Genomic DNA, 12,070 nt, shown 5'->3' on the forward strand with positions numbered 1-12,070 from the left:
TTGTTAACCTCTTCATGAATTGTTGATTTGCAATTTGCGAATCAAAATAATAAAAAACACGTTTATACATCTTAATCCATTGATTATAAATACAAAAACCCTTGGTCTCATACTTGCTACCTATACAGTAAGCAAATTGAGGGAAAGGCTTATGTTAAAATTTATTTTTATACTATTACTAATATCTTTTACCGCTATGGGCAGTGAAAGTCATTTAGATTATATAGAAAATGCAAATGGTGAGCGGGTAAAAAAAGTATCGCACTTAGTTAAATGGACGCATACTCGCTTTGTGTTTACCCGTGATATTTCTCGTATTGCACTTGGCCACGAAACAACACTTGATGTGAACGTGGTAAATGGCCGTGAGCTACTAATTTTAGCTAAAAAGTTGGGCCGTACATCTATGATGGTGTGGTACGACGATAAAAGCTCTGAAACATTTTTACTTGGCGTAACCGAAGACTACAGCGTACTAGAAAATGCCTTAAACGATATTCATCCTGACGTACAGCTAACCATAGCGCCTGATCGCCATGCTGTTGTATTACGTGGTGAAGTACCTACTATAAATTATCGTCATGCCGCTTATGAAGCTGCAAAAAACTACCTTTATGCCAGTAGCTCACAAGCATCACAACCCGTTATCACCTCAAATCCTAACCAAGGTATGTTTAATTCACTTGCTCAACGCTTGCAAGGCTTGGGTAACGCAAACGGCGGCAGCTCTCAAAACTCGAGTAAAGTCGCTATTATTAATTTAATAAAAGTAACTCAAGCACCCAAGCCAAAAGAAGAGCGTATTAGCGAGGTGATTAAATCAATGGGCGCAGATAAAGTGACCATTAAACGCATCTCGGTTGATGAGTTATCAAATGACGACAACGATGTGTTTTTACTTTCCGGCTCTGTAAAAAACCAGATAGAGCTAGTGCGCTTATTAAATACAATTAATAAATTATTCGAACCAGAGCAAGCATTACAAACTCAGGGTTCTCCTCTTGATCCTAATAATTTAATGGGCGGCGCAACGCAGGATAAAAGTTCAGGTATTGAAGTACTTGCCAACGAGTCAGGCGGTTTAATAAATGATGCTACCTCAGGATTAAATTTAAGCAATGTGAGTTCTAATATTGCAAGAGCAACGTTGCTGTCAGTGGCTGGCGGTAAAGTTTTATCAAGTATTGAAGTTGAAGATTTACCGCAAGTGCGTGTATCGGTGCAGCTATACGAAGTAAATCAACGTAGGTTAAAGCAATGGCGCCCAGATATTAGCGTGCTCTCTAATGGATATGAAAAAGAAGCGGGTTTATTTGGCCGTGACGGTATGACTAATCGCGAATCTGGCTCTGCAACAATAGAAAATGCGCTGCAATTAATTGGCGGTCAATTAACTAATAACTTACAGCTTTCTACCTCACAGTTTGCCATTGATATGTTATTTTCATTACTGGAACAAGAAGGTATTTCTCGAACGCTTTCTCGCCCTACAATAACAGTTTTAGCCGGTGAAAGTGCCGTGTTTAAAGTCGGTGGTGAAGTACCTGTACCTACAAGTTATAGCCCATCTGGAATTACAAGCGGGCAGCAAGGTAGTAGTGGGTCGGTGTTTAGCGGTACAGAATTTAAATCATTCGGAGTTGAATTAAATGTACGCGCCATGGTTGACGACAAAGATAGAATAACACTTGATCTAAACCCAGTAATTTCATTACCCGATACCACGTTAACCGCCGAAATTGCACAAAGTACAGGCAGCAGTTTAAACAGCAGTGCATTTAATACACGCAGCATGCAAACATCAACACGTTTAAAAGACGGGCAACCTCTTATTATTGGTGGCTTAATTAGCACCGATAACAATGCGAGCCACGACTTTGTACCTGATGGCAACGGCAATAGCATGCTAGGAAAGTTAAGCGAAACAACCAGTAAAAGTGAAAACAACCGCGAGCTAATTATTGTTGTTACTCCAAACCTGGTGCGTGAGCCAATTAATACCTTACGTTCGTGGGAACAGGCAAATATCGACACCCAAGTACTTAGCTATATACAGGAGCAAGGGCTATGAGAATATTTTATATTATTTTACTGCTTACTTTATCGGGTTGCGCTCATATTGATTACAAGCCAACAGTAAATCCTTACAACGCGCTGGGTGACATCGTTAAAAAATACCAATTAAATGCCCAACCATTAAAGTGCGAAGGTATTAATGCAAGTAACTGTTTAAACCTAGTGCATGAGGTGAATCAATTAATGCTTGAACACCCCGATAACACGGCAATACTGTCGATATCGGCATATGTACTTTATAAAAGTGGCCGTGCTAATCAATCTCAACAAGTTATAAACACATTACTGAATAAAGCTAATCCACCATTAAATGCAATTACTTTAGGGGTTACGTTAGCAATAGAGCAAGGTAATTTAGCTAAAGCAAAAAGCATTGCTCAATACGGCGTTGATGTTTTTGGTACACATGCTTCACCATACCTGCAAATGGCCTCTATACATTATGCTCAGGGCAGTTACGTTATAGCTTCAAACTACTTAGAGCTTTCGGTTAAGTTTGGTTTAAATAGCACCGCCTATTTTTACCATAAAGGGTTAATTGAAGAAGCGAATACCAATAATTTATTGGCCTGTGGCTACTATGAGCAAGTTTTACGTGCAGAACCCACGCATAAAAAAGCACTTGCTAGGCGCGGTAAACTCTCCGTTTTAGGTAATTGTTATTCTTAAGGCCTTCGGGCCTTTTTTATACCTAAAATTTGGCATTATTAAGGAGCCAAAACCACTTTATTATTTATCAAAAATAGGAGTAAAGCTTACGCTCATCCTACGTTTTATACATAACCTCACAAGATTGCTTTTAATATTTCCCCCTTACACTATCCATCAGTTTTAATAATACTTTCAATAACGTAAACCTAGCATTATTTATCTAAAATATTTTTAATATTGATTTGCATTTTGCAAATCAAAAATGAAAACATCTAATAAACAATAACCATTAAAAACATAACTAACTGTATTTAATGGTTATTTATAGCTGGCATGGTCCTCGCAATATGTAAAGTGAGCATAAGCTCTTCTAATTTAAAGGCTACGATTATGAAAACTATTAAACATAACTTAAATAGCAAAAAGCAAAAAGGTTTTGTACTAACGTCAGAGCTAATCATTCTTTCTACTTCAATGGTAGCAGCACTTGTAATTGGTTTATCTACATTACGTGACTCGGTAACCAGCGAACTTGAAGATGTAGCTGAAGCAATTGGCTCACTTGACCAAAGCTATGTATTTGACGGCATGATTAACGCCGAAGGCACTGCTGAAGTGTCTGGCTCTGGGTTTGTGGATTCAGTTGATGTGTACGCAGGCGATGGCAGTTCATTCACTTTTGTTGCATCAGACTTTAGTGAAAGTGCCGCACTTGTTAATGCAACACCAAGCGGCGATGCTGCAACACGTACAGCAGCAGGCGGTTCACAAGGTAACTAACGCAAGGTACCCAATATAAGGCAACCAGGTTTGAATACCAAGCTTAAGGCTCACTGCCACAAAAGTGTGGCAGTGAAAGTTACTCTGGAGGAATATTATGAAAAGTAAAAGTAACAAAGGCGCAACCACTGCGGCTCTCACATTACTCATCACCTCTGGCATGTTAGCTTCGGCTTTGGGCATTAGACAGGTAAACGATGAAAATAGCGTAACAGCCTGGGTAGTAAACAAAAATATGTCGGCCGGTCAAACAGTAACCGTTCACGATGTAGAGCAAAAGAGTATAGATCCAAGTAACTATTCAAATATTGCACTGAGCGTGCAAAACCCACGTGCATTAATTGGTCAAAAATTAGCAACTAATAAAATGGTTGAACAACCCTTGTTCGACACCGATTTTATTAGAGCGAAAAGCCAAAATTTATCAGAAGCCATACCGGCAGGGCGTGTTTTATATACTTTAAAACTAAACACCTTAGATATTCCGCTTTCGCGCATACACAAAGGTGACCGACTCGACATAGTCGCTAAAACTAATCGCTTAGTAAGAACAGTTGCCCGTGATGTACAGCTTATTGGTGTTTCAAAAGGTCCTAAATCGCAAGCCGCTAAAAGTGGCGTAATGGATAATTTAGCTAAAGAGTCTAACTCCGCTGCGGGCGGTGTTTCATTAGTCCTTGCGGTACTTCCAAAAGATGTTTATTCGTTGGCGGGTATAGATAACGCCGACAAAGTTTCAATTATTGTGCATAGCGCTTATGACATTGAACAAGGTCGTTTGCAAAACTTTTCACGCTTACAAACCAGTCGCACAATCGAAGTGGTTAAAGGCGTTAAAAATGAAGCTGTATATGTAGCTAAGTGAGTTTTTATGTTTAATTTATCAAGCAAACATGAAGAAGTTCAAACCAGTTTAAGTACCTTTGAAGAGCTTAAAAAGCTATTGCACGATGCTGTTATCGAAGAGTACGAACAAGAACCAACCGCGCTTTTATCAAGTAATGTTCTCGAAAAAATCTCTGCTTTGTGCAGTGAAATTCCACAATTTAATCAATCTTCATTTAATCAACACCAACAAGAGCAGGTTGTTCAGGCTGTATTTGATGAAATTCAGGGTCTGGGTCCTATTGCACAGTTTATGCTGGACGATCAGGTGAGTGATATTTTAATAAACGACACGCAAGATATTTGGATTGATAAACAAGGCAAACTACTTTGCACAGCCAGTAAGTTTGATGACGAACGACATTTACGCCGATTTGTTGATCGCTTACTTGATGGTTGTGGCCGACAAGTCAATGCGCTTATGCCAATTGTTGATGGCAAACTAAAAGATGGTAGCCGTGTTCATATTATTGTACCGCCTGCGTGTACCAGCGCAGCTATTGTATCGATTCGTAAGTTTAATCATAAAAAAATAAACGATGACTTTTTAGTTAATAATCATTTTTTAGATAAAAACATCTTATCATTTTTAAAAAGCGCAGTTAAAACAGGCGTTAATATTTTAGTGTGTGGCAATGCCGGGGCAGGTAAAACATCATTATTAAACGTACTTGCTAACTCAATTAACCCAAATGAACGAGTTGTAACCATTGAAGAAAGTGCTGAGCTTAATTTGCATCACAACCACGTTGTGCAATTAGAAGCTCACGACACAAACAGCGATGGTAAAGGTGCAGTAAGCCTAAGAGATTTAGTAAAAGCAGCCCTTAGAATGCGCGCAGATAGAATACTTGTTGGAGAGGTACGCTCAGGCGAGGTAATCGACATGCTCCAAGCAATGAACTGTGGTCACCAAGGTTCGATGACGACCATACATGCTAACAGCGCAAATGATGCCGTTATTCGTTTATCTACCTTAGTGCAGTTACACAATGCACAACTGAGCGATACCCATACAAGTTCGCTAATCGCGTCGAGTATTCAACTTATTGTGCATGTTTCTCGCTCAACTAATGGCACCCGAACTCTAAAAAGTATTGGTGAAATTAAGCGTGTTAATGGCGGCGCACATTTTAGCCCGCTTTATAGTATTAATGAAGCAGAGCCAGTACAAAGTGAGTTAATAGATAACTCAAGTGTTATTGAGTTTATGAAAGGCCAAGGCGCAAATGCACAAGAATTAAAAGCATTACTGCACAATAACCCGGAGGCTAACAATGACTAAACTTGATTATTTATTAGCTATAGCAGCGGTTATAACCTTTGTACTTGCAACTAGTGTGTTGGTTTCTTTGTATGCTAAAAATAAAAGCAGCCAAGGCACTAAAAAAGTAGATATTTTAGAAGAAAAAGACGTACTTACTCTGTCACTACGAGTGCTAGGCTTAAACATAAGTAACGCCTGGTTTATAAGCATGGCGTGCTCGCTCTCTAGTAGCTCATGGTTTTTAGCTAAATTATATTATCCAGAGGCATCAACCAGCGCGTTTATTATTTCAATCGTGGTTTTTGTAACCTGTTTTATAACTGTGATTGACTTGGCTCATTATAAATTAGCAAAATTTGAGCATCATTTTTTAGAATTTATTGAAACCGTACAATCGTGTTTAAGCACGGGGCTATCGCTACAGCAATCAATGCAGTTTGCTGATGAACATGCAGACCCATATATAAAAAAACAAAGCACCTTACTAATACAACGCATGAGCATGGGTAGCGATGCCGAAACGTCGTTTGCCCCTTTAATTGAAAGATACAACTGCGAAACCGTAAGATTGTTTGCTCATAGCATCATTACACATACACAAAGCCAGTGTGATTTAACCGACATGCTAAAAAGCGTATGCAACATGATGTCGCTTCGGACCCTCGACCGCCAACAGCTAAAAGCTAAGCTTTCGGGCACTAAATACGCTGCTGTATTTAGTGGTTTTTTACCTTACGCACTAATTCCTTTATTTAGCTATACCGATCCAACCTGGTTTGAACCATTATTAAACGACCCTAATGGGATTGCATTTATAACGGTTGCGCTTCTTTGTCAGCTATTTGGTTTTTTATGGCTACGCCTTAGCTTAAGGGTAACATTATGATTGATATACTTTTACTTATCGGACTTTTAGTAAGTATGGGGTCATTTATCCATATTCATAGGCAATCTCTTAAAGTTGAATTAGATAAACCCGATACTAAAAACATTAATTGGTATCCGCTAATCATCATCTCTAAACGTCAACTAAGACAAGCAGGGATTCAAATTAATAAAATATTAATAAGCCTGTACTGCTTCAAAGTGGCTGCTACTTTTAGTGCATTTACGGTTATAGAACTAACAGGTTATGAGCTGAGCCAATCGATTAAATTATTACTGTGTTTTATGTGTTTTTTTGCACCAGAATGTTGGTTTTTATTACGTAAAAACCAACGTAAAACCGTTATAAATAATAGCTTAGAGTTTTTTTTACGGGTGTTACTGGTTTACATGCGCGCTGGATTTTCACTAGAGCGCTCATTTGCACTGGCGGTTGATCATGGATTAAGTCAAAAACACCCATTATACAAAGAGCTAAAGTTATTTTTATTCGAACTAAGCGCAGGTAAAGATCGTGAATTTGCATTTAATTCACTTTTTGAAAGAACTGGCGTATTAGGAATTAAAAAGCTCGCCAACTTAATGTTAATAGGGTCAAAACTTGGTACGCCACTTATCCAAGCAGTAGAGGCTCAACTTGAAGGCCTAGCTTTAAAAAAGAACATTTTACTCGCTAAAAAAGTAAACAAAAAAGCGATGCACACAACCTTTCCCATTATCTTAATTTGTTTTCCGATGTTTTTGGTATTGGTGTTTTTTCCCGCAGCATTACAAGTAATGAACGTACTTAAAATGCTTGTAGAAGTGTTATAGGAGCCTGATATGAAAAAGCATTTTCAACAAGGGTACATACTAACTATTGAGCTTATATTAATTATTACAATTTTAATTATTGGCTCAATTGGTGGGGTGATTTTAGTCAGGGATGCCCTTATTAAGCGCCATCAAACTAAGGTAGATAATCAAATTACTGTAGTCGACGCTAACAATAGACCACTCGGTATTGCAGTAAGTTTTGATGAGCACCAAGCACCACTCATATTTTATACAGACCGTGGAGCAAATAACACGTACAGGGCATTAATAGGCATAAGAGATGATAGGTTTACCTCACGAGAAGCTGTTTATTACGATGCACCAAATTGCCAAGGTAATCCGTGTTTAAAGGGCTTAAGCGATGAAGCAACAGACAGCCAAGGTGTGAGTAAACTAAATAATACCGGTAATGTAAGTTATATAAATGCGCTGCAGCAAGGTCCAAATTATGCAATAGGGCAGTTAGGTAATACCGTTATTGGTCAGTTATTAAGAAGTACGCCACAACAATGCCCAGCTAATAGTGAACAAATTCTATCTCGTTATGTATCGCAAAAAGTAGTAACAGGCTCACCTTGTGAAAGCTTTGAAATAGATAAGCAACCGGCCGACAGCAGTTGTTTAGTTGGCTTGACCGCTTTGGGTCGTCCACTTGTAGGAACCGACGGTCGAGAGTTGGCGCTATCATGTGACACATGCCAAGCAGGGTACGAATCGCAAGGCGACATACTTGATTTATATTTACCCGAAGCAGAATCCCTCTTAAAAGAAGCACTTAAAGCGCTTAAGTTCGTTCTTATAGGAACAAACTTTGATATAGAGCTTGGCACTATATGCTGCCCAGAAGGGACACGCTTAGAAGAAGATGAAAACATTGTAGAGACACTCGTCTTCACTATTTTACAAACTACATTTGAGCTCGCCGGTATTGATTTAGTAAATAACCTTATTATTAGTGAAACACTGAGCTTAATAGGGATTGAGCCAGGCATTACATATTGCAAAACATCACTTAATTTAGTTAATGCAGAACAAGTAATTAATATCACCACAGGCGAACCAGCACTTAGTAGCTTAACACCACCATTTAAAGTTTTACTGCCCGTACATAGCGGCCAAAACAGTACAACGTGGATACATACTCCCCCAAAAGGGGAAGGAGAACGTCAATGAACGCCTCAAATATATTTACTTCACATGCTAATTTAGTAGATACACCAACTGATGAAATATCAACAGAAATTAAAGAAACGCTAACACTACTAAAACAGTTTTATGATGTTCCGATTGTTAAATTTATCGATTTTAGAGAAGTTTATTCAGAGCAGTTAATAACCTGCAACGATAAAGAAAGCGTCGAAAATGAGTTATTAAGCTATCAACAACGCTGTACACAAGAAAAACTATATTTATTTGAAGATACTTTTTTTGATGATGTATCAAACAACACGCACAAATTAATTCGTTTTTATGCACAATATCCAATTTATAGTGTCACTAATAAATTAATTGGCGTAGTGCTGATGGCCGATTTAGCACCTAAAACATTAATAGGTTCACAAAAAGATCAGTTTATTTCATTTGCTCAATTATTACAGACACAGTTAAATAAAAATTCAGATTCAGTAAGTAATCAAAGTACTAAGCCTGCGAAAAAAAATTATGGTGAAAAGTATATTCATGTATTTAGTTTAGCGCCCGTCGCATTTTTAATTGCATTAGTATTATGCTCATTCACTGCATTACTTCTTTATACTATTGAAAAAAAGGAGCTGCAAAGTAATTACAATCAACAAACCCAGCAATTACGTAAAACGTTATTTAATGCATTAGAGCGATTTGATAATCAAGGATTGTATATATCTCAAAAAGATTTAGTTATTGCAGGCTTTTTACAAAGCCAAAATAATCATACAAAAGAGCAGCTTAGTAATTTAGTGCAGAGTCAGGTTTCACAAAATTTAACTTACAAAGGGTATGTTGTGTTTGATTCTGAGTATAACCAGCTTGCACTTTGGTCAAAAAATAATTTTGATTTAGCCGCGTATGGGTTTACAAACTGGTTAGAAAAATTTAATAAAAGAGCGAATAAACAAGCAGTAGAAGTATTTACGGTTGCTGATACGGCCTTCTTAATTTCTGAAATAAAAATAAAACAAGGCTCTATTTATACACTTACAGCATTTGATTTAAGTAAGTTTTTAAAAGCCGTTATTGGCAAATTAAACACTGAAAATTATAACGTTTTTATAGCAACACCACAGTTTACTTTAGGAAAACAAGGAGAAGTAAACCCGAGTATAATTAAAAATAGTATTAGCGCTTTAAGCAGTCGTTTTCCTCCTACTTGGCGCTTGCATGTGCAACCAATGAATAAAATAGTACGACCACAAATAACTAAATACAGTTTAATTAGATTAGGGTTAATCTCTTTTTGTGTATTCGCGTTTGTGTATTATTTTTTACGTTTGCCAAGGCGTTTACACAGTGAAATAAAACAAAAAAATCAGTTAATACTCAATAGAGAGGAGCTTTTTTCAAGTTCGCTGGATGCATTGCCGCATGGGTTTGCTATTTTTAATAGCCACGAATTTCCTGTGATTACCAATAATGCTTTTAATCTTTTATTTGCACAGGTGAATAAACAAAACAGTCAGCTATCGTATAGCCAGCTGATAAGTATTGCGCAGCAGCATAATATTATAAATCACTACCATGAACATCATAAGCTTGATGATGACCGTAACCAATTAATAGATATAGGTTTTACAGACGGGAAGTGGATAACTGTATTACAAAGACATACAGATTTTAATGGTTTCGTTTGCTACTTTAGAGATGATACAGAGGCACATCAAAAAGAATGTTTACTCGCTGATGTTCTCGAAAAATCAAAACAGACAAATCAATTAAAAGAAAAATTTGTTACAAGGCTTAGTCGTCAGTTAAAAACGCCTTTATCATCTTTAAAGTCATTAGTTGAAATATCTAAAGATCCAATAAGCTTTAACGAATTTAAAAACAATGTGGGGAATATTTCTGATGCATGCGACCAGCTCGAAAGTGTAATTCAACAACTCGTAAATATAAATAAATCGGAAATAGGTAAGTTAAAGCTTCAGGCCAAAAACGTAAACCTAAATCAAATGATCAATAATAATATGTCGATTTTAGCTAAAGAGGCTGAAAATAAAAGAATCGTTCTTAAAAATAATATTACGCCTGAATTAACGGTCGCAAGCGATGAAAAGTTAATTTCTCAATTGGTTATTCAATTAGTGACTGAGGTTTTGGATTCATCAAATAATACAACGCTTTCAATTAACGCTCAGATTAAAAATGAAAGTAAACGTAATTACTTATACCTCGATTTTTCATTAAGTAATTTGATCGACAGTAGTAACTTTATAACTGAGCTTAAAAGTATATCGGGTGATGATATAACGCGCTTTATAGATGATAAAGACGTGTCATTAGAGTTAAAGTTTTTTATTTCAATATTTAAAATGTTAGGTGGTAAAGCGATAACTGTAAGTAGTAACGCGAATAAATCAACGATATCACTTTCTATGTTGGTCAACATAGCAACCAAACAAAGTAAAGGTAAAGACAACGAGCAAGAAGTACCAAGTAGCTCGTTAACAAATAATGATTTAGTAAAAGCGAGTTTAGTAACTAACAAACACCAAAACACGCTATTACTGGTTGATGACGATCCTCTTGTTGAGATTGTAATTAGAGCGATGCTAAAAAATGAGAATATTAAAATAGATTACGCGCGCAGTGCAATAGAAGCGATGTTGATGGTATCGCAAAACAGTTACGACATTATTTTAATGGACATAGTAATGCCAGAATTGTCGGGAACTGACGCTATGTTAAAAATTAAAAAACACAGTGACAATTTGAAAACTAAAATAATTGCGCATACATCGACACCCGATACAGATTCAAAATACGTTAACCAGGGCTTTGATGACATGCTATTAAAACCAGTAAAACAAGGTGTATTAATAAATCAAATAACACGCATTTTAAAAGATAAATCGTTATAAATTAGCGTATATTACTGGAACAGTAATGAGGTAAAACATGAAAAACACTATTGAAAATATGGCTGAAGTTATCGAGTTTAAAGTAACGCCAATAAATAAAACTAAACGACTGCTTTTAGTAGATGATGACTTGCTAATAGAAATAGTAATTAGAAAAATGCTTAACGAAGAAAATATTTTAATAGATTTCGCATCAAGTGCTATAGAGGCGCTACTTATGGTTTCTCAAAATATTTACGATATTATTTTAATGGATATAGTAATGCCGCAATTTACAGGCACCGACGCAATGCTAAAAATAAGAAAGCATGCTGACGCATCAGCAACAAAAATTATCGCTCATACATTTAGTGAAAACGAAAATAGTGATAACAAGTATGTGAAGCTTGGGTTTAACGGCCTGTTATTGAAGCCAGTTAAGCAAAGTGTATTAATAGAAAATATTAGATATTTTTTGGAATGATAAATAGAAACAGTAGGGCGGTTAACTATTTTTTATTTATAGCTTACTAAAAAGTTAAATTATAATTTTTGAAAGCACTAATATTTATTAGTGCTTTTGCGTATATGAACCTTTAATGTATTTAAATTTGTAAAAGTTCTTTAATAAGAATAATTATTTCAAATTATTCCTTCAAAGTATTACAAACTACGC

10 protein-coding genes are annotated in these 12,070 nt (G+C 36.5%); all 10 read left to right on the plus strand.

The window, feature by feature from the left end:
• Nucleotides 1-151 precede the first annotated feature (151 nt).
• Entirely contained in the window at nucleotides 152-2,071 is a 1,920-nt protein-coding gene (locus tag QL995_RS13890; protein WP_197118444.1) for a pilus assembly protein N-terminal domain-containing protein, read from the plus strand.
• Nucleotides 2,068-2,745 carry a hypothetical protein gene (locus QL995_RS13895; RefSeq protein ID WP_165726045.1) on the plus strand — a complete coding sequence of 226 codons (678 nt, stop codon included), beginning with the start codon at nucleotides 2,068-2,070 and terminating at the stop codon, nucleotides 2,743-2,745. The genes QL995_RS13890 and QL995_RS13895 overlap by 4 nt, the downstream gene beginning before the upstream one ends.
• A 372-nt stretch (nucleotides 2,746-3,117) precedes the next feature.
• Nucleotides 3,118-3,507, plus strand: coding sequence for a hypothetical protein (locus QL995_RS13900; RefSeq protein ID WP_010552792.1), 390 nt, complete (start codon nucleotides 3,118-3,120; stop codon nucleotides 3,505-3,507).
• 97 nt (nucleotides 3,508-3,604) lie between these two features.
• A complete protein-coding gene (locus QL995_RS13905) occupies nucleotides 3,605-4,372 on the plus strand; it encodes a hypothetical protein (RefSeq protein ID WP_007586678.1) in 768 nt (255 codons plus the stop codon).
• Nucleotides 4,373-4,378: 6 nt separating this feature from the next.
• Nucleotides 4,379-5,677 (plus strand): ATPase, T2SS/T4P/T4SS family, encoded by a 1,299-nt coding sequence (locus tag QL995_RS13910; protein WP_165741300.1) that lies wholly within the window; start codon nucleotides 4,379-4,381, stop codon nucleotides 5,675-5,677.
• The gene (locus QL995_RS13915) at nucleotides 5,670-6,545 is read left to right on the plus strand and encodes a type II secretion system F family protein (RefSeq protein WP_024589373.1); all 876 of its coding nucleotides are present in this window, start codon (nucleotides 5,670-5,672) and stop codon (nucleotides 6,543-6,545) included. Before QL995_RS13910 ends, QL995_RS13915 begins: the two co-directional genes overlap by 8 nt.
• On the plus strand, nucleotides 6,542-7,357 hold the full coding sequence (locus tag QL995_RS13920; protein WP_024589372.1) for a secretion system protein: 816 nt from the start codon (nucleotides 6,542-6,544) through the stop codon (nucleotides 7,355-7,357). Before QL995_RS13915 ends, QL995_RS13920 begins: the two co-directional genes overlap by 4 nt.
• Nucleotides 7,358-7,366: 9 nt before the next feature.
• Nucleotides 7,367-8,533 carry a hypothetical protein gene (locus QL995_RS13925; protein ID WP_290294417.1) on the plus strand — a complete coding sequence of 389 codons (1,167 nt, stop codon included), beginning with the start codon at nucleotides 7,367-7,369 and terminating at the stop codon, nucleotides 8,531-8,533.
• Entirely contained in the window at nucleotides 8,530-11,415 is a 2,886-nt protein-coding gene (locus QL995_RS13930) for a hybrid sensor histidine kinase/response regulator (RefSeq protein ID WP_290294419.1), read from the plus strand. The genes QL995_RS13925 and QL995_RS13930 overlap by 4 nt, the downstream gene beginning before the upstream one ends.
• Before the next feature lie 37 nt (nucleotides 11,416-11,452).
• On the plus strand, nucleotides 11,453-11,878 hold the full coding sequence (locus QL995_RS13935; RefSeq protein ID WP_010552799.1) for a response regulator: 426 nt from the start codon (nucleotides 11,453-11,455) through the stop codon (nucleotides 11,876-11,878).
• Nucleotides 11,879-12,070: the final 192 nt, after the last annotated feature.

Source organism: Pseudoalteromonas sp. APC 3358 (assembly GCF_030408075.1).
GTDB classification, from domain to species: domain Bacteria; phylum Pseudomonadota; class Gammaproteobacteria; order Enterobacterales; family Alteromonadaceae; genus Pseudoalteromonas; species Pseudoalteromonas arctica.